Origin of the sequence: Phycicoccus sp. Soil802, assembly GCF_001429605.1 — a bacterium.
GTDB lineage: Bacteria > Actinomycetota > Actinomycetes > Actinomycetales > Dermatophilaceae > Pedococcus.
On record NZ_LMSS01000002.1, the window covers coordinates 308,895 to 327,603 of the forward strand.

The window sequence follows — 18,709 nt, forward strand, 5'->3', positions numbered from 1 at the left end:
TTGCAGGGTGTCCGGGAACGAGCAACGTTTGCTAGCAAAGGTTGCTCGAAGGGGAGCTAGGCGACGGGCTGCGGCTCGCGCGGCTCGGGGTCGGGAGTGGGCTCGGTCGGCTCGGGCTCGGTGGGCTGGCCGTCGTCGCGGCGCTTGACCGCGGCGAGCAGCATCTGGGCGACGTCGACGACCTCGACGTCCGCGCCCTTGCCCTCGGACTGGGCGGCGGTCAGGCCGTCGGACATCATCACCCGGCAGAAGGGGCAGCCGATCGCGATCCGCTCGGCGCCGGTGCCGATGGCTTCCTCGGTGCGGTTGGTGTTGATCCGGGTGCCCAGCTTCTCCTCCATCCACATCCGCGCCCCGCCGGCACCGCAGCAGAACGACTTCTCCTTGGTGCGCTCCATCTCGCGCAGCTCGACCCCGGGCAGGGCGCCGATCAGCTCGCGCGGCGGGGCGTAGACACCGTTGTGCCGGCCGAGGTAGCAGGGGTCGTGGTAGGTCACCGTCTCGGCGGTGGAGGCGACGTCCTTGTTCGAGGACTTGCCGGGCACGTCGGCGGGACGGGCGACCGGGACGAGCTTCTTCTCGCGGACCAGCCGGTTGAGCAGCTGGGTGTGGTGGACCACCTCGTACTTGCCGCCGAGCTGCGGGTACTCGTTCTTGATGGTGTTGAAGCAGTGCGCGCAGGTGACGACGATCTTGGTGGCGCCGACCTCGTTGAGGGTCTCGACGTTCTGGGCGGCGAGCATCTGGAAGAGGAACTCGTTACCGGCCCGTCGCGCGGAGTCACCGGTGCAGGACTCACCGTCGCCGAGGATCGCGAACGACACCCCGGCCTGGTCGAGCAGCTCCGCGACGGCGCGGGTGGTCTTCTTGGCGCGGTCCTCGTAGGCGCCGGCGCAGCCGACCCAGAACAGGTAGTCGACGTCGTCGGCGGACTCGACGTCCTGGCCGAGGATCTTCACCGGGAACGGCAGGTCCTTGGCCCAGTCGAGGCGGGCGCGGGCGGCCATGCCCCACGGGTTGCCCTTGTTCTCGAGGTTCTTGAACAGGCCGTTCAGCTCGTTCGGGAACGCCGACTCGATGAGGTTCTGGTAGCGGCGCATGTCGACGATCGCGTCGACGTGCTCGATGTCGACCGGGCACTGCTCGACGCAGGCGCCACAGGTGGTGCAGGACCACAGCACGTCCTGGTCGATCACGGCGTCGGGTCCGTGCGGGTTGTAGGCCGCCAGCGGGTTGGTGATGTCGTAGCCGGTGTCGCCGATCAGCGGCACCTCGGCCAGCGCAGCAGCGCCCTCGCCGAGACCCGAGCGGTCACCCTCGGTGGCGAGCAGCCACGGCGCCTTGGCGTGCGCGTGGTCGCGCAGCGCCATCACGAGCAGCTTGGGCGACAGCGGCTTGTCGGTGTTCCACGCGGGGCACTGGGACTGGCAGCGGCCGCACTCGGTGCAGGTGGTGAAGTCGAGCAGGCCCTTCCAGGTGAAGTCCTCGACCTTGCCGACCCCGAGCGCGGCGTCCTCGTCGAGGTCCTCGATGTTCTCGAAGTCGACCGGCTCGCCCTTGACCATGAGCGGCTGGAGCTCGCCGAGCGAGGTGCGGCCGTCGGCGTGCCGCTTGAGGAAGATGTTGAAGAAGGCCAGGAAGCGGTGCCACGCGACCCCCATCGTCGGCTGCAGCGAGATGGTGATCATCCACGCGAACGAGATGAGGATCTTCACCGCGGCGACGACCACGATGACGTCCTCGAGGCGCGACACCGACCAGCCCTTGACCATCGCGCCGAGCCAGCCGGTCAGCGGGTAGTGCAGCGCGTCGGCGTGACCGACGCCGGAGAAGCCCTGGGTGCCGCCGTTGAAGTCGAGCGCGTACTCCAGCGCCCGCAGGGTGATGATGCAGATCGTGACGCCGAGGATGGTCAGCTCCACGTAGTAGGCCTGCCAGAAGGTCGACCCGAAGAACCGCGACCGCCGACCACCCTCGCCGGCGGCCGAGCGCGGATGGTTCTTCTGCCGGATCACCATCAGCGCGACGATGCCCACCAGGCCGGTCCACGCGAAGAACTCGGTGACCCACTCGTAGAGGAAGAAGTGCCCGATCACCGGCAGCGTGAAGTCCGCCTTGACCAGCTGTCCGAACGCATTCAGCAGGGTGAAGAACAGCACCCCGAAGCTGATCATCGTGAACCAGTGCGCCACCGCGACGACCGGCAGCCGCGACATCCGCGTGTGGCCGAGGAACTCGCGCAGCAGCGTCACGGTGCGGGTGCCCTTGTCGCCGGTGCGGGTGGCATCGGGCTGGCCGAGGCGGAAGACGGCGAGGAACTCACCGATCACCCGCGCGAACAAGGCGATACCCGTGAGGGCGACGGCGAGGCACACGACGAGCGCGACGATCTGGAGCGCAGACATGATCGTCACTCTACTGGCCAGTAAGCGCCTGCTTACCGTCTGTGTGAGGAGCATCAAAGGTGAGTCGCGGCCCCCCTGCCAGGCCGGGGTATGCCGCGTGGCTGCCTCCCAGGACCCCGCGGCGTCCACCGGGTGCCCGCCTGCCGGGCGTTCGTTGCCAAGGTGCATAACGATCTGTTGGAATATGCATAACGTCGGGTTCGCTGAACCCGACGACAGCCCACGACCTCGCGCCACGGCTCGCCCGCGGCATACCGACGCAAGGAAGCTCGCATGCCCATCTATGACGATGTCACCAAGCTCATCGGCAACACCCCGCTGGTGCGGATCAACCGGCTGATCGACAGCGACGCGATCGTCGCCGGGAAGCTCGAGTTCTACAACCCGGCCTCCTCGGTCAAGGACCGCATCGGCGTCTCGATCATCGACGCCGCCGAGGCGGCCGGGGCGCTCAAGCCCGGTGGCACCATCGTCGAGGCGACGTCCGGCAACACCGGGATCGCGCTGGCCATGGTCGGCGCCGCCCGCGGCTACAACGTCGTCCTCACCATGCCGGAGACCATGTCGAAGGAGCGGCGTGCGCTGCTCCGCGCCTACGGCGCCGAGCTGATCCTGACCGAGGGCGCCCTGGGCATGAAGGGTGCGGTGGCCAAGTCGGAGGAGGTCGCGGCCGAGCGCGGCGGCATCCTCGCCAAGCAGTTCGCCAACGAGGCGAACCCCGAGATCCACCGCAAGACCACCGCGGAGGAGATCTGGAAGGACACCGACGGCCAGGTCGACATCGTCATCGCGGGGATCGGCACCGGCGGCACCATCACCGGCGTCGGTCAGGTCCTGAAGTCGCGCAAGCCCGGGGTGCAGATCATCGCGGTGGAGCCCGAGGAGTCGCCGATCCTCAACGGCGGACAGCCCGGCCCGCACAAGATCCAGGGCATCGGCGCGAACTTCGTCCCCGAGATCCTCGACCGCGACATCTACGACGAGGTCATCGACATCAACGCCGAGACGGCAGTCGAGTGGGCCAAGCGGGCCGCCAAGGAGGAGGGCCTGCTGGTGGGCATCTCGTCGGGCGCCGCGCTCGCGGCGGCCAACCAGGTCGCGACCCGCCCCGAGAACGCCGGCAAGACCATCGTCGTCATCATCCCGTCGTTCGGTGAGCGCTACCTGTCGACGATCCTCTTCTCCGACCTGCTCGACTGACCTCGACTGACCATGGCCGAGCGCACCTGACCCCGCCACAACCCTTCTGCCGCAACGGAACCCGATGACCCTCGCTCTCTACGCCAGGCGCGCACGCAATCGCATCGTCGACGACCTCGACGCCGCGATCGCGCGCGACCCGGCCGCGACCTCGCGGGTCGACGTGGCGCTGAACGCCCCTGGGCTGCACGCCATCTGGGCGTACCGGTTCGCCCACCGGCTGTGGCCGCGCGGCGGGTGGACCAAGCCGGTGGCGAGGGTCGTCATGACCTTCGTGCGCTCGGTGACCGGCGTCGAGATCCACCCCGGCGCGGTGATCGGTCACCGGTTCTTCATCGACCACGGCATGGGCGTCGTGATCGGCGAGACCGCCGAGGTCGGTGACGACGTGATGCTCTACCACGGCGTCACCCTCGGCGGCCGGTCGATGCAGAGGGTCAAGCGACACCCCACGGTGGGCTCCCGCGTCACCATCGGCGCGGGCGCCCGCATCCTCGGGCCGGTCCACATCGGCGACGACGTGCAGATCGGCGCGAACTCGGTCGTGGTCAAGGACATCCCGGCCGGGGCGGTCGCCACCGGGATCCCCGCGACAGTCCGGTTCCCGCACGGGACCGAGGACCCCTACGAGGCGATGTTCAAGGACCCGGCCCTCTGGATCTGAGAGGGGTCGGGTCGCCAGTCGGTGCCGAAGAGGCAGAAGGCCCCCGCGGCCGGGTGCTCTGCGAGGGTTGCGGCCAGGGCCTCGGAGGCGGTCCGACCTGACGCGAGCTGCTGGTGGTAGGCCACCATCGCCTGCTCCGCCACGACATCTGACACCGGCGCGACCGGGGCGACGACGCTGCGCACCCCGAGCGCCAGCAGGGCGGCGGTGAGACCGAGCGGTTCGTCGCCCGGTCGGGGGTCGAGCCGGCCGACGTCGCAGGCCGAGAGCACGACGTGCGGCGCGGTGGCCGGTCGCGGGAGCTCGTGGGCGAAGACCGGACCGTCGGCCATGTGCAGCGAGGAGAACCACGGGCTCTGCGGCTCGTGGGCGCCATGCGCGGCGATGTGCACCACGCCACCACTGACCAGGGCGTCCCGCACCGACTGGGCCGTCGCGGCCGAGTGTCCCTCGGTGTCCGCGCCGACCGACCGCCAGGTCTGGGCGACGGCGGCGGCCTCGGCCCCCGCTCGGAGCAGCCGGGGGCCGGTCAGGGTCGTGACGGCGAGCGCACCGTCGATCCTCGGGCCGGGGGAGAGCAGGGGGGTGGCCCATCGGGTCACCGACGGGGCCACCGTGACGGGGCGACCCGCGAGGCTGGGCAGCATGCCCCACGGCACCGCCATCAGGGTGCGGCCCGGGACGACCACGACCGGCCCGTCGCCGAGGCGGAGGTCGGAGAGCAGCCGCTGGTCGAGCGCTGCGACGGAGCCGGCGACCGCGCGTCCCACGGCGGCCTCCATCGTCGGGTTGGTGCTGGCGAAGGCGTGCGCCCGCAGGTCGCGGGTGAGCCGGTCGGCCAGGGCGGCGACCTCCGCGGCCGGGCCAATGTGGTGCAGCCGGCTGCCCTGCTCGCCGACGACCAGGACGTACTCCTCGCCTTCCTGAGCCACCCACACGAGGGCCTGTTCGCCGCGGGCCCGGAGCAGGTCGCGGGTGGTGCCGTGCCCGAGCGGAGCGCCCGCCGCCGCGACGTCGTCCTGCTCCACGCGCGTCCAGTCGAGTCGGCTGACCTCCCACTCGAGGCGTGCCGCGCGGGCGCGCTGCCGGGCACCCTCCTGGCCGGTGGTCACGCCCTCGCGGCGGGCCTGGCGCAGCTCGGCCAGCAGCTCCGCCGACCGCTGGTCCTGCGGTGCGGAGAGCAGCGGGAGGCGGTGGGACACCGCCCGCCAGCGCTCGACCGCGTCGAAGACCCGGGGCGCCGACCCGCTCGCCAGCGCGTCGTTGACGTCGAAGTCGGCGAGCCGCCGACCGTGCAGGGCCAGGGCGGACCGGATCTCGACGCTCTGGCTCGGCGCCTGCCGCTCCGTCAACCGGTTCATCGCGGCACGTACCGCGCGCCGCGACTTGACGGTGTTGCCCTGTGCCGCAGCGACTTTCGCGACAAGGAGCCGGTCGTGCATGTCGGCGGCGAAGCCCTGGCGCACCCGGCCGCTGAGTCTCTGCACGGCATACCCGGCGTCGTCGACCTGCCCCCTCAACAACAGGGCTTCGACGTGGACCCGCGCCGCGAGGCGTTCGTCGGGCGTGACCGGCCGGGCGACGTCGAGCCACGGCGCGAGCGTGCGGCCGAGGCCACGCGGCACGACTCCCTCGGCGAGGGAGACCGAGGCGCGCAGCAGGGCGGCACTGCGCTGGCGCTCGGTGGCTCCGCGGGCGCGGAAGGCCGCCACCGCGGCGTCGAGGTGCTCACGCGCGGTCGAGAGGTCGTCGCGCAGCATCGCCGTCGTGGCGAGGTCGAGCCGGAGGTCGGCCTCCTCGAGGCGGTGGCCGTCACGCCGCGTCTCGTCGAGGGCGCGGCTGAGGGTCTCGCGGGCCTGGTCGAGCAGCCCGACCTCCAGCAGCACCAGGGCCAGGTCGTGCTGCGCCCGGACCCGACCGACCGGCACCGACATCTCGTCGGCCTCGCGCATCAGCTCGATCGCCTGGGGGAGCCGGCCCGCGTAGTACTCCAGGCACCCGAGGTTGTGGCGGACCTTGAACTCCTGCTCGGCCAGCCCGTGCTCGACGCAGACTCGCAGGGCGGTCTCCAGGTCGGCTCGCGCCGGGCCGAGCTCGAGCAGCGACAGGTGGGCCAGCCCGCCGTTGATGCGGGACGCCACCTCCTCGCCAGGAGTCAGGAGGGAGTGTCCGTCACCCACCTTGTCGAGGGCGGCCAGGGCCGAGCGCCAGTCCTGGCAGGAGACGTGCACCACCGCCTCCTGGATCCAGCTCAGCGCCCGGAGCCGGGGCGAGTCGTGCTGGGCCCGCGACTCCTGCAGCATCTCGAGGGCCTGGTCGAGCCCGTGCAAGGCCAGGGTCGGCCAGGCCAGGGTGATGAGCAGCCGGGCGCGGGTCGGCACCCGGTCGGGCTCGTCGAGGTCGTCGGACAGCGTCAGGGCGCGACGGAGCGAGCGCTCGGCGTCGCGGAACCTGCCGATCTCGTTGAGGTTCCGCGCTCGGGCCAAGAGCTCGGCGACCTGGCGGTCAGCAACCTCGATGTCGTACCTCAGATCTCGATGGCTGGCGTGATGACGGGGCGGCTCTGCGGGTCGTCGAGCCGGCGCATGACGAGGTGGACGAGCCCGCGTTGCACCGAGGTGAACGTGAACCGACCCGCGTCGTCCGTCGTGGTCTCCTGGGTGCGCGAGCGCTCCCGCAGCTCGATGTGCGTCGGTCCGGTGGTCACCCACCCGCTCAGCCGGGCGTTGGTCCCCTCGACCAGCTCGATCGTGATCATCGCGCTGAGCTGCTCGCTGGAGAAGGTGATCGTGCCGGCCCGGTCGTAGTCGGTCGAGCGGACCCCGGCCAGCTCGGGCGTGGTCGTGGTGATCTCAGCGATCTCGGCCTCCAGCGCGGCGACCGACATCGCGAACTTGGCGCGCTCGGCGAGGTCGCTCGGCACCGGGTCGCTCGCCTGCAGGATGGACCGGAGGGTCGCCAGGGCCCGCAGGTCCTGCTCGTCGATGGGCTCTGCCGCGAGGGCGTCCAGGTCGTGTTCGGCGGTCATGACGTCGCCCACCCGGGGTCGCCGAGCAGGGCCAGCTTGAGCTTGGCGAGGCACCGACCCCGGGTCGGTCCGATGCTGCCGACCGGCATGCCCAGCGCATCGGCGACCTGGACGTAGTCGGGCCGTTCGGCGAGGGCGATGACCCGGAGCAGCTGCTGGCAGCGCTCGGGCAGGTCCTTGAAGTGGCGCCAGAGCAGACCCTGCTCCTGGCTGCGGACCACGGCGTCGGCGGGCTCGTCGCCCGTCGTCGGGACCTCGGGCATCGCATCGCCGATGTCCTCGCGCACGTCCTCGCGCCGGGACTTCTTCGACACCGCCCACGCCTCGCGGCGGGTGGTCGTGAGCAGCCACTTCAGGACGCCCCGGGGGTCGGTGATTCCCGATGCGTGCTGCACGAGTGACAGCCAGGTGTTCTGGACGACGTCCTCGGCCTGCGCGGCCGAGAGCCCCTGGGCGCGGGCGGTGTGCCACAGCAGCGAGGTCGTGCTGTCGACCAGCTCGGACATCCCCTCGGGACGGCCGTCGCGGTAGTCGCTGAACGCGTTGGCGGCCAGCTCGGCGAGGCTGCGGGTGCCTCCTTCTGCGTGCATCACCGCTCTCCCTCCTTGGCGGCCCGGCGCCCCTTGAGCGAGGTGCGCTCCGCGATCGCGGCGCGGACCCGGCCGAGCAGGTCGAGCCTGGTCTTCACGTCAGCGTCGTCGGAGCACTCGTGCTCCACCATGGTCGCCGCGACGTCCCCGGCGTAGGCCGGCGCCGCGAACGACGTGCCGCTCCACAGCCCGAACCCGCTCGAGTAGTCGTCAGGGTCGCACGAGCCCCGGGCCGGGTCGTGTCCCGCTGGCTGGGCGATCACCGGCCGCAGGCTGCCGTCGAAGGTCGTCGGCATGGTGCTGACCACGGCCGTGCCGCAGCGGTAGGCCGTCACCCAGGACCCGGTGTTGGAGTAGATCGACACCGTGTGGCCGTCGGGGTTGTGCGACCCGACGCTGGTGATCGGGTGGTCGTAGCCGCCCGCAACGGCGAACGCCGCGGGGTAGAACTCCCGGTTGGTGCCGCCGTTCCCTGCCGCGGCGACCACCGCCACCCCGGTGCTGGCGAGCGCCCGCAGCACGCTGGAGAAGGCCGGCTCGTCGTCGAAGGCGCCCGGGGTCTCGTGGTAGTAGCCCAGCGAGAGCGACAGCACGTCGACGGCCGGCCCCTTGCCCCTGCCGGAGTGGGCCAGCAGCTGGCGCACGTAGAGCAGGCTCAGCGTCTCCACGAGGAACGCCTCGTCGGTGACGCCGTCACCGTGCATCACCGGGACGATCATCAGGACGGCATCGGGGCAGTGCTGGCGCACCACGCCCGCGATGAAGGTGCCGTGCCCGGCCAGCGGGTCGAGCACGCCGTTGACGCGGTCGAGGGTGCACCCGGTCAGCTCGGGGTCGTCGGCGGGGGTGAACCGCAGACCGATCGGCAACCCGTCGACCTCCACGTCACGGATGACGCGGTCGGCGAACCACGGGTGCTGGCCCAGCCCGGTGTCGAGCAGGGCCACGACGGGCCCCGACTTCTGGGTGGGCGCGGGCGCCGGCGCGGCCCAGACCACGGGCAGGCGCGGCGACGGTCCACCGCCGGGCATCGCGACCTCGTCGTCACCGACTCCGGAGCCGTAGCCGACCCCGGACCCGTAACCCACGCCCGAGCCGTAGCCGACTCCTGAGCCGTAACCCACCCCTGAGCCGTAACCCACGCCCGAGCCGTAGCCGGCCGCGGTGACGATGTGGCTGAGGCTGACGGCCTTGGCCGACTCCGGGTCCTCGGCGCGCAAGGTCTGGAGGATCAGCCAGGCGTCGGGAGCGACGACCGGCCGGTTCGGGAGCGGCCGGAACTCGACCATCGTCGAGACCGCCTGGTCGACCTGCGCGCCGAGCTCGTACTGCTCCACCAACGCCTCGAACCGCTCGTCGCGGCGCGTCTCGACCGAGTAGCCCAGCCGCTCGGCGATCGCGGACAACGAGCTGATCGGACCCTGCGCCGAACGGGTGGCGAGGCCACGCACGAGCAGTCGGTTGCCGGCATACAAGGTCGGCTCCAGGGCGTCGTCACCGTCGAGGCGCACCGCCTTCGCGGGGTCGAGCACGCGCACGTCGAGGCGCCGGGCCGCCGAGCGCGGGATCGCGACCGAGGGCGTGGGCCCCGGCCCTGACGGCGGCGGGGGAGTCGATGCGGCCATTGATTCTCCTGAGGTGGTGCCGACCACGAAGTGCAGTGTTCAGCGTAGTGAGGGATCGCTTCATCTGACAGGAGAAGCCGACGGGTCGGGTGATACCGGACAGCCCCGAGATTCTGGTCCGGAAAAAACTTTCGGCGGGGATGTATCAGGGTCCGGCGCCCCCGCTCTTGTCCACTGTCAGACCTGGTCGGGGGACAAGGTGGGCACAACGAAAGGAAGCCTCGTGTCATGCAGGATCCGTCGCAGGGGGCGACGGGTCAGGCAGATGGAGGGCCGCTGGGCACAGGGGTGCCAGCGGACCGGACGGCAGGTCGTGGGGGCGTGCTGCCGTCCCGCCCCTCGGGGCGCGTCGCCGAGTAGGTCAGGTCGAGGAAGGTGCTGGTCAGGGGTTCCCAGCACGCGCCAGGCCCGACCTTCTCGGCGACGCCGTTGAGCCCAGCAACACAGGAACGGCACGGCATACAAGACCTCGTATGCCGTGCCGTTTCGTGCTGCGCGCCCGTCCCACCTTTATCGGGTCTAGGGAGAAGTGTCCGCTTCACCCGGGAAAGGTTTCCGGGTGAAGCCGCCCTTTGTCCCAGGACCCGATAAAGCTGAGGTCTCGTGGTCAGGGGAGCTTGCCGGGGCCCGGGCCGAACCCGGTCGTGTCGGCGTGCAGCCGACCGTCGGTCCCCCGGTGCAGGGTCTCGGGGAGATCCTCACCGGTGAAGCGCTCGCGGGCGCTGGCACCCGCGGTCTTCGCCGCGTCGCCGAGCTTGGCCGCGACGACGGGCGCCTGCTCCTTGACCGCCTGCTTCACGGTGTCGACCCGCGCCTGCACGGGCTCGCTGCCCCAGACGCGGTCGGCCTGGGCCTTGATCTGCTGGTAGCGCTTCTGACCGGCCTTCGCCCCGAGCACGTAGCCCGCAGCGAGACCGGCGAGGAACGAGAGCTTTGCCATGGTTCGCATCCTTCGGTCGGGGCTTCGACCCTAACCCATGATTCGCACAAACCCGCTGGTCAGCGACCCGCCCGAGCTTTCGCCCCATCCCCAGCTTTATCGGGTCTAGCACCAAGGTTGACCCTCGCTCGGGTGATGAAGTCGAGCGAGGGTCAACGTTCCGGCATGACCCGATAAAGCTGGGACTCTGGGCGGCGGGTGTGGGATTTGAACCCACGAGAGGTTGCCCTCTGGTCGCTTTCAAGGCGACTGCACTAGGCCACTATGCGAACCCGCCCGGCGTGCGCGCCAACTATTCCAGACCTTCCCATCCCGCCGGGAGCGAGTACCGTGGAGGGAGGGCGACGACACGCCACGAAGCAGGTGGTCGCAAAATCGATTGCGGTCCGAAATGTGTTGAATCGCAGCATAGTTCGGGCCGCGACCCAACCAATTCGACGCCACTCATACGCGAATTGAAGGATCCTGAAGTCACGGCCTCGCGACTAGCGTTCGCGGTGGGGGGAAATGAGACGTCCGCTTTCGGGCGGCGGGCCGAAGGCCGGGCAACCCTGCAGCCCGGCCTTCGCGCCGTCCCGGCTCCGGACCTGGCAGCTCAGCGTGCGCGGCCCTGCCGGCCCCCGGCCAGCGCCGCGTCGGCCAGCGCGTCCGCGACCGCGTCGAGGTCCCCGGTCGCGGCCCCCACCGTGACCCGCACGTGCCCGCCGGTGCCCCCGACCTCGGCAGCGCCAAGCCGGAAGGGCGCCCCAGCCGCCACCCCGATCCCCCTGCTGGCGAGCCGGACGACCGCGGCGGTCTCGTCGTGCACCGGCACCCAGATGTTGATCCCCTCGGTCCCGGGCACCACGACACCACGCGCGGCCAGGGCGTCGACCACGTGCGCCCGCCGCGCGGCATACGTGACGGAGGCCCGGGCCACCTCGGTGCGGGCGGTCTCGCTGGTGAGCAGCCCGAGGAGCACCTGCTGCAGCAGCCGGCTCGACCAGCCCTGCCCCAGCTCGCGGCGGGCGGTCAGCGCCCGGTGCAGCGCCGCCGGAGCACTGAGCGCCGCGAGCCGCAGGTCCGGTCCGTGCGACTTCGAGAACGACCGGATGTATGCCGTGTGCTCGGGTCGCCAGCGACCCAGGCTCACGAGCGCCTCCGAGGACAGCCCGGCGGCCGAGTCGTCCTCCACCACCAGGGTGTCGGTGCCGTCGAGCAGGGCTGCGATGGCCTCGGCCCGTGCGGTGGTCATGGTGACGCCGACCGGGTTCTGGGCGCGGGGCTGGAGGAAGACGGCGGCCACCGGCTCGCGCAGGGCGTCCTCGAGCGCGCTGAGCTCGAGTCCCTCGTCGTCGAGCGGCACGCCGACGAGCTGCACACCGACGGACTCGAGGAGGTCGACCAGCGGCGGGAACCCAGGGTCCTCCACCACGACGCGGTCACCGAACCGCAGCGTCGTCCGCACGATGAGGTCCATCGCGTCCATCGCCCCGTCGACGACGGCCAGGTTGGCTGCGGCATACGGCCAGTCCTCGCGAAGGGTGTCCGCGAGGGCCGGCAGCACCGGGTCGTCGAGGTAGCTGCCGGTCGTCGGGGCCGAGGTGAGCTGCGCGAGCACCGCGCCGAGCGACGGCAGCAGCGCGGGATCGGGCACCCCCGTGGACAGGTCGAGGGTGAAGGCCGCCTCGTGGCGAAGGGCCTGGCGGTAGCGCCCTCCCGTGGCCCCGCCCTGGTCGAGGATGGTGGTGCCCCGCCGCCCGTCGGCGTGGACGGCGCCCGACCGCGCGAGCAGCGACCAGGCCGCGCTCACCGTGGTTGGCGACAGCGCCAGCTGCGCCGCGACCGTCCGGATCGGGGGCAGCCGGTCGCCCGCCACCAGCTCGCCGTCCCGGATCGCCGCCGAGACGGCATGCGCGAGGCCCTTCGCGGTGGGGTGGTCGAGGCGGTGCTCGAGGGCGGAGAGGACAGCGGTCATGTTTTGTACCATAGCAATAGTGAGATTGTGTTACCAATCGGTGGTGCGTATGGTTGGGGCATGACGACGCGCATCTCCCACTGGATCGACGGCCGCCTCCACGAGGGCGGCTCCGGACGCTCGGCGCCGGTGTACAACCCCGCCACCGGGGAGGTCACCGCCGAGGTCGACCTGGCCTCCGTCGAGGAGCTCGACGCCGCGGTCCAGACCGCGGTCGTGGCGGCCCGCGAGTGGCGGCACACCTCGCTTTCGCGGCGCGCTGCCGTCCTCTTCGCGTTCCGCGAGCTCCTGCACCAGCGCACCCCGGAGCTCGCCGCCATCATCACGGCCGAGCACGGCAAGGTGCTCTCCGACGCCGCGGGCGAGATCGCGCGTGGTCTCGAGAACGTCGAGTTCGCGACCGGCGTGCCGAACCTCCTCAAGGGCGGGTTCAGCGAGCAGGCCGCGACCGGGGTCGACGTCTACAACATCCGGCAGCCGCTCGGCGTCGTCGCCGGCATCACGCCGTTCAACTTCCCCGCCATGGTGCCGCTGTGGATGTGCGCCAACGCGATCGCCTGCGGCAACGCCTTCATCCTCAAGCCCAGCGAGAAGGACCCGTCCGCCGCGCTCTTCCTCGCCCAGCTGTGGAAGGAGGCCGGCCTGCCCGACGGCGTCTTCACCGTCGTCCACGGTGACAAGGTCGCCGTCGACGCGATCCTCGACCACCCCGCCGTCGCGGCGGTCAGCTTCGTCGGCTCCACGCCGATCGCCAGGTACATCTACGAGCGCGGCACCGCGAACGGCAAGCGCGTCCAGGCCCTCGGTGGCGCCAAGAACCACGCCCTCGTCCTGCCGGACGCCGACATCGAAATGGCTGCCGACGCGGTCGTCTCCGCCGCCTACGGCTCAGCCGGCGAGCGGTGCATGGCGCTGTCGGTGGCCGTCGCGGTCGGTGACGTCGCCCAGCCGCTGGTCGACGCGATCGCCGCACGCCTGCCCAAGCTCACCGTCGGCGCCGGGACCGACCCCGACTCCGACATGGGTCCCCTGATCACCGCGGAGCACCGCGACAAGGTTGCCGGCTACGTCGACGCCGGCGAGTCCGCCGGTGCCGCGGTCGTCGTCGACGGGCGGACCGGCGACCACCCCGAGCAGGGCTTCTTCCTCGGGACGACGCTGCTCGACCACGTCACCCCCGAGATGACCGTCTACACCGACGAGATCTTCGGTCCGGTGCTGTCGGTCGTCCGCGTCGACACCTACGAGGCCGGGCTCGACCTCATCAACTCGAACCAGTACGCGAACGGCACGGCGATCTTCACCCGCGACGGTGGGGCCGCCCGCCAGTTCCAGTACGACGTCGAGGTCGGCATGGTCGGCATCAACGTGCCCATCCCCGTGCCGGTGGCCTACTACTCCTTCGGTGGCTGGAAGGACTCCCTCTTCGGCGACACCCACATGTACGGCCCCGAGGGCATCAACTTCTACACCCGGGGCAAGGTCGTCACGCAGCGCTGGCCCGACCCGGCGACGTCCAGCGTCGACCTCGGTTTCCCGCGCACCCGCTGACGCAAGCCGCCAGACTGTCCGGAACACCCGGCATACCAAGGACTCTCGATGACTGACACGCTCCCAGCCGCCACCACGACCACCGCCACTGCCTTCACGACCAACACCGAGGAGCAGGTGCGCCGTGACGACCGGGCCCACGTCTTCCACTCCTGGTCGGCGCAGGGGCTGATCGACCCGCTGCCGATCGCTGACGCGTTCGGTTCCCACTTCACCGACTACTCGGGCAAGCGCTACCTCGACTTCTCGAGCCAGCTGGTCAACGTCAACATCGGCTACCAGCACCCCAAGCTGGTCGCGGCCATCCAGGAGCAGGCAGGGCGGCTGACCACGATCAGCCCGGCCTTTGCCAACGACGCGCGCTCCGAGGCGGCCCGGCTCATCAGTGAGCTCGCCCCGGGCGACCTCAACCGGGTCTTCTTCACCAACGGTGGGGCCGAGGCGACCGAGAACGCCCTGCGCATGGCGCGGCTGCACACCGGGCGCCACAAGGTGATGGCGGCCTACCGCAGCTACCACGGTGCGACCGCGGGAGCCATTGCCCTGACTGGCGATCCGCGTCGGTGGCCTTCGGAGCCGGGTATGCCGGGCATCGTGCGTTACTGGGGGCCGTACCCCTACCGCTCGGCCTTCCACGCGCAGGACGAGCAGGAGGAAGGGGTCCGCGCGCTGCAGCACCTGCGGGACCTCATCACCGTCGAGGGTCCGCAGACCATCGCGGCGATCATCCTCGAGACCGTGGTCGGTACCAACGGCATCCTGGTGCCGCCGCCGGGCTACCTCCAGGGTGTCCGCGACCTGTGTGACGAGTTCGGGATCGTCATGATCGCCGACGAGGTGATGGCCGGGTTCGCCCGCTGTGGTGAGTGGTTCGCGGTCGACCACTGGGGTGTCGCCCCCGACCTGATCACCTTCGCCAAGGGGGTCAACAGCGGCTACGTGCCCCTCGGCGGCGTCATCATCTCCGACCGGATCGCGCAGACCTTCGACCAGCGGCCGTTCCCGGGTGGGCTCACCTACTCGGGTCACCCGCTCGCCTGCGCCTCGGCGGTGGCCTCCATCAACATCTTCAAGGAAGAAGGCATCGTCGAGCACGCCCGCTCGCTCGGCACCGACGTCATCGGTCCCGGTCTGCGCGACCTGGCCGAGCGCCACCCGAGTGTGGGCGAGGTCCGTGGCCTCGGTGCCTTCTGGGCGCTGGAGCTGGTCCGCGACCGGGCCACCCGCGAACCCCTCGTGCCGTTCAACGCCGGCGGTGCGGATGCCAAGCCGATGAACGACTTCGGCGCCGCGTGCAAGGAGCGCGGGCTGTGGCCGTTCATCCACTTCAACCGCACCCACGTCGTGCCGCCGTGCACCACGACCGCCGACGAGGTGCGTGAGGGACTGGCCATCCTCGACGAGGCGCTCACCGTCGCCGATGCCTTCTACACCGGCGCGGACGCCTGACGCCGGTGGGTCATCCCGCGCTGGCCGAGGCCGCGCCGGCCGTCTACTGGCTCGACCAGCCCGACCGACCAGCGCGCCGCCCGGGTCTCGGGGGTGTCTCGTCCGCCGACCTGAAGGCGGACCTCGTCGTGGTCGGTGCAGGGTACTCCGGTCTCTGGACTGCCTTGCTGGCCAAGGAGACCGACCCGTCGCTCGACGTCCTCGTCCTCGAGGCCGGATCGGTGGGGTGGGCGGCCTCCGGCCGCAACGGTGGCTTCTGCTCCTCGAGCCTGACGCACGGCGAGGCCAACGGCCGCACCCGATGGCCGCAGGAGTATGCCGCGTTGCACCGTCTGGGGCTGGAGAACCTCGACGGCATCGAGGCGACCGTGCGCAGGTACGGGATCGAGTGCGACTTCCGGCGCACCGGTGAGCTGACCGTGGCGACGGAGCCGCACCAGGTGCAGTGGCTGGCCGAGGAGTCCGAGGGTGAGCTGCTCGACCGCGAGGCGGTGCGAGCCCACCTCGACTCGCCGACCTACCTCGCCGGCCTCTACCAGTCCGGCGAGACGGCGATCGTCGACCCGGCCCGCCTGGCGTGGGGGCTCGCGCGAGCAGCCGAGTCGCTGGGAGTCCGCATCGCCGAGGGCGTGCGGGTGACGGGTCTGTCGACCGCCGGGTCGGGTGTCGACGTCACCACGGCCGAGGGCAGGGTCGTCCATGCGCCACGAGTTGCATTGGGCACCAACGCTTTCCCCTCCTTGGTCCGACGCACCCGGCTACACACCGTGCCCGTCTACGACTACGCCCTCATGACCGAGCCGCTGTCGGACGCCCAGCTCGACTCGCTGGGCTGGGCCAGCCGGGCCGGCGTCGGGGACATGGCCAACCAGTTCCATTACTACCGCCTCTCCGCCGACAACCGGATCCTCTGGGGCGGCTACGACGCGATCTACCACTACGGGCGTCGTCTCGAGCCCAGCCTGGACCAGCGGCCCGCGACGTTCGACCGGCTGGCCACCCACTTCTTCGAGACGTTCCCGCAGCTCGAGGGCCTGCGCTTCAGCCACCAGTGGGGCGGGGCCATCGACACCTCCACCCGGTTCTGCGCGTTCTACGGCACCACCCACCGCGGTCGGGTCGCCTATGCGACAGGGTTCACCGGTCTGGGTGTGGGTGCGACCCGCTTCGGCGCCCAGGTCATGCTCGACCTGCTGAGCGGCGCGGAGACCGAGCGCACCCGGCTCGCGATGGTGCGCGAGAAGCCGCTGCCCTTCCCGCCGGAACCGTTGGCCTACACCGGGATGCAGCTCACGCGCTGGGCGCTCGCGAGTGCCGACCGGCACGAGGGCCGGCGCAACCTGTGGCTGCGGGCCCTCGACCGAGCTGGCCTCGGCTTCGACTCCTAGGACGTGCGGGTCCTCGCGGCCCCGCCTGGAAACCGGCCAATTGCCCGGTTCCCCGGCCCTCCACGCACCGGTGCGGCGGGAAACCGGGCAATTGGCCGAATCCTTGGGAGCCTTCGCCGCCTAGAGCGACGAGTCCTGGGGCTGGGCCGTGTCGAGGTGAGTGCGCAGGATGTCCGCGGCGAGGTCGTCGCGGGTCCGGCCGGTGGCAGCGGCCCGCTCCGCCAGCGCGGCGGCCACATCCGGCGGCAGGTCCAGCGTCGTTGCGGAGGTCCGTTGGTCGTCGCTCGAGCCGGGTCCGAACTTCATCAGGGCCGCCCCGACCACCGTCCCGAGGACGTCGAGGATGGCGACGATCCCGACCGCGCGGTAGAAGCCGTCGCCGGGGTCGACGCCGAGCACGAGCAGGCTGGTCAGCACGGCCAGGAGGGCGGCCAGCCCGATGGTGCCGAGCAGCATCCGTCGGGCCACGACGTTGGCCTTCTCTCCGGGCGCGAGCAGCAGGCAGGTCTGGGCGAGCGTGGCTGCGACGATGCCACCGACCGCGAACGTCTTGACGAGGGCTTCGTCGAGCCCACCACCCCCGTCGGCCCAGATCAGCAGCAAGCCGGTGACCAGGGGGACGAGGACGACCACACCACCCGCGATCCCGACCGGCTGTGACCTGCGGCCCGCAGTCGTGAGGTAGCAGAGCACCGCGATGCTGACGACGCCGACCAGCAGGGTGGTGAGGAGGATCTGTCCCTCCGTCTCGCCGAAGTCGCCTCCGCCGAGGAGAGCGACGATGCCGAGGAGGGCGGCCAGGGAGAACGAGCCGATGGTGACGCGGACGATCCAGCGTCGGATCGGTGCCGTGGTCGTGGTGGTGCGGGGGGTGGCCATGCCTCATGGTGGTGCATCGCGCTCGGTTCGCGCCTGAGTACCAAGCGCAGACGGCATGGCCCACACGGGTGGTCCTGTCCCCGGACCCGGGTGCGAGGATGGCTGGGTGAGCCTCCCCGAGCCGCGCCCCCTCGACCTGCCCCGGACGCCACCCTTGCGCCTGCGTGGCCGGACCTTCGACGCGTCGAGCCCTGCGGTCATGGGGATCATCAACCGCACCAGCGACTCCTTCTTCGCCGGCAACCGGCACGCCGACCTCGAGTCGGCCAAGCGTGCCCTCGATCTTGCGGTGGCGGCCGGCGCCGACATCGTCGACGTCGGCGGGGTGCGCGCCGGGCAGGAGGGCGAGGTGGTAGGCCCCCAGGAGGAGATCGACCGCGTCGTGCCCTTCCTGGCCCACGCCCGCGAGACCTATCCAGAGCTCGTCCTCAGCCTCGACACGTGGCGGTCCGAGGTGGCGCAGGAGGCGGGCCGGCACGGCCTCGACCTCATCAACGACACGTGGGCCGGCCACGATCCCGAGCTCGTCCACGTCGCGGCGAAGATCGGCGCCGGGATGGTCTGCTCCCACACGGGTGGGCTCCCGCCGCGCACCGACCCGGTCCGGGTGACCTACGGGACCGACCCGCTCGACGTCGTCCGAGACGTGCTCCGCACGCTGGCCGACGGTGCAGCCGCGGCCCGGCAGGCCGGCATACCCCAGGACCGGATCCTCATCGACCCCACGCTCGACTTCGGCAAGACGACCGTGCACTCCCTGGAGGTGCTCCGGCACACCGCAGTGGTGGCAGAGCTGGGCTTCCCGATCCTGCAGGCTTTGTCGCGCAAGGACTTCGTCGGTGAGTCGCTCGGGCTCGAGGCCGACGACCGGCTCGAGGGCACGCTGGCGGCGACCGCCGTCGCGGCCTGGCTGGGTGCCACGGTGTTCCGCGCCCACGACGTGCGCGCCACCCGTCGGGTGGTCGACATGGTGGCCGTCATCCGGGGCGACCGCGCGCCGGTCCGCGCCGTACGCGGCGTCTGACGGGCAGTC

At 71.2% G+C, this 18,709-nt stretch carries 14 protein-coding genes and 1 tRNA gene; 6 read left to right on the forward strand and 9 right to left on the reverse strand.

Annotated features, from left to right (window positions below):
- Positions 1–56 precede the first annotated feature (56 nt).
- The gene (locus ASG91_RS04865; RefSeq protein WP_056921792.1) at positions 57–2,405 is read right to left on the reverse strand and encodes a (Fe-S)-binding protein; all 2,349 of its coding nucleotides are present in this window, start codon (positions 2,403–2,405) and stop codon (positions 57–59) included.
- Between the two features lie 273 nt (positions 2,406–2,678).
- Between ASG91_RS04865 and cysK the strand changes: the two genes are divergently transcribed.
- Positions 2,679–3,605, forward strand: coding sequence for a cysteine synthase A (gene cysK / locus ASG91_RS04870; RefSeq protein ID WP_056921492.1), 927 nt, complete (start codon positions 2,679–2,681; stop codon positions 3,603–3,605).
- 64 nt (positions 3,606–3,669) lie between these two features.
- Positions 3,670–4,269, forward strand: a complete 600-nt coding sequence (gene cysE, locus ASG91_RS04875) for a serine O-acetyltransferase (protein WP_056921493.1) — start codon at positions 3,670–3,672, stop codon at positions 4,267–4,269.
- Here the strand turns inward: cysE and ASG91_RS04880 are convergent.
- The 7 genes from ASG91_RS04880 to ASG91_RS04910 form a co-directional block, all read right to left on the reverse strand.
- Positions 4,230–6,755: a CHAT domain-containing protein gene (locus ASG91_RS04880; RefSeq protein WP_056921494.1), complete on the reverse strand. Its 2,526-nt coding sequence runs from the start codon at positions 6,753–6,755 to the stop codon at positions 4,230–4,232. The two genes, cysE and ASG91_RS04880, sit on opposite strands and share 40 nt — an antisense overlap.
- 41 nt (positions 6,756–6,796) lie before the next feature.
- Entirely contained in the window at positions 6,797–7,297 is a 501-nt protein-coding gene (locus tag ASG91_RS04885; protein ID WP_157582314.1) for a hypothetical protein, read from the reverse strand.
- A complete protein-coding gene (locus ASG91_RS04890) occupies positions 7,294–7,887 on the reverse strand; it encodes an RNA polymerase sigma factor (protein ID WP_056921793.1) in 594 nt (197 codons plus the stop codon). Before ASG91_RS04890 ends, ASG91_RS04885 begins: the two co-directional genes overlap by 4 nt.
- Positions 7,887–9,512 (reverse strand): S8/S53 family peptidase, encoded by a 1,626-nt coding sequence (locus ASG91_RS04895; RefSeq protein WP_056921496.1) that lies wholly within the window; start codon positions 9,510–9,512, stop codon positions 7,887–7,889. Before ASG91_RS04895 ends, ASG91_RS04890 begins: the two co-directional genes overlap by 1 nt.
- A gap of 607 nt (positions 9,513–10,119) precedes the next feature.
- Positions 10,120–10,452: a hypothetical protein gene (locus ASG91_RS04900; RefSeq protein WP_056921497.1), complete on the reverse strand. Its 333-nt coding sequence runs from the start codon at positions 10,450–10,452 to the stop codon at positions 10,120–10,122.
- A gap of 192 nt (positions 10,453–10,644) precedes the next feature.
- Positions 10,645–10,729: transfer RNA gene (locus ASG91_RS04905), tRNA-Ser, on the reverse strand.
- Positions 10,730–11,047: 318 nt separating this feature from the next.
- Positions 11,048–12,409 carry a PLP-dependent aminotransferase family protein gene (locus ASG91_RS04910; RefSeq protein WP_056921498.1) on the reverse strand — a complete coding sequence of 454 codons (1,362 nt, stop codon included), beginning with the start codon at positions 12,407–12,409 and terminating at the stop codon, positions 11,048–11,050.
- A gap of 60 nt (positions 12,410–12,469) precedes the next feature.
- Here ASG91_RS04910 and ASG91_RS04915 point away from each other — a divergent pair, with 60 nt between their 5' ends.
- Genes ASG91_RS04915 through ASG91_RS04925 form a run of 3 tightly spaced genes read left to right on the forward strand, consistent with a single transcriptional unit; the run spans position 12,470 to position 16,797 of the window.
- On the forward strand, positions 12,470–13,960 hold the full coding sequence (locus ASG91_RS04915) for a CoA-acylating methylmalonate-semialdehyde dehydrogenase (RefSeq protein WP_056921499.1): 1,491 nt from the start codon (positions 12,470–12,472) through the stop codon (positions 13,958–13,960).
- Positions 13,961–14,008: 48 nt separating this feature from the next.
- Complete coding sequence (locus tag ASG91_RS04920) at positions 14,009–15,409, forward strand: aspartate aminotransferase family protein (RefSeq protein ID WP_082593918.1); 1,401 nt, start codon at positions 14,009–14,011, stop codon at positions 15,407–15,409.
- A gap of 5 nt (positions 15,410–15,414) precedes the next feature.
- Positions 15,415–16,797 carry an FAD-binding oxidoreductase gene (locus ASG91_RS04925; RefSeq protein WP_235545411.1) on the forward strand — a complete coding sequence of 461 codons (1,383 nt, stop codon included), beginning with the start codon at positions 15,415–15,417 and terminating at the stop codon, positions 16,795–16,797.
- 120 nt (positions 16,798–16,917) lie between these two features.
- Here the strand turns inward: ASG91_RS04925 and ASG91_RS04930 are convergent, their stop codons facing one another.
- The gene (locus ASG91_RS04930; RefSeq protein ID WP_056921501.1) at positions 16,918–17,676 is read right to left on the reverse strand and encodes a hypothetical protein; all 759 of its coding nucleotides are present in this window, start codon (positions 17,674–17,676) and stop codon (positions 16,918–16,920) included.
- Between the two features lie 106 nt (positions 17,677–17,782).
- Between ASG91_RS04930 and folP the strand changes: the two genes are divergently transcribed.
- Positions 17,783–18,700, forward strand: a complete 918-nt coding sequence (gene folP, locus ASG91_RS04935; protein ID WP_056921502.1) for a dihydropteroate synthase — start codon at positions 17,783–17,785, stop codon at positions 18,698–18,700.
- Positions 18,701–18,709: the final 9 nt, after the last annotated feature.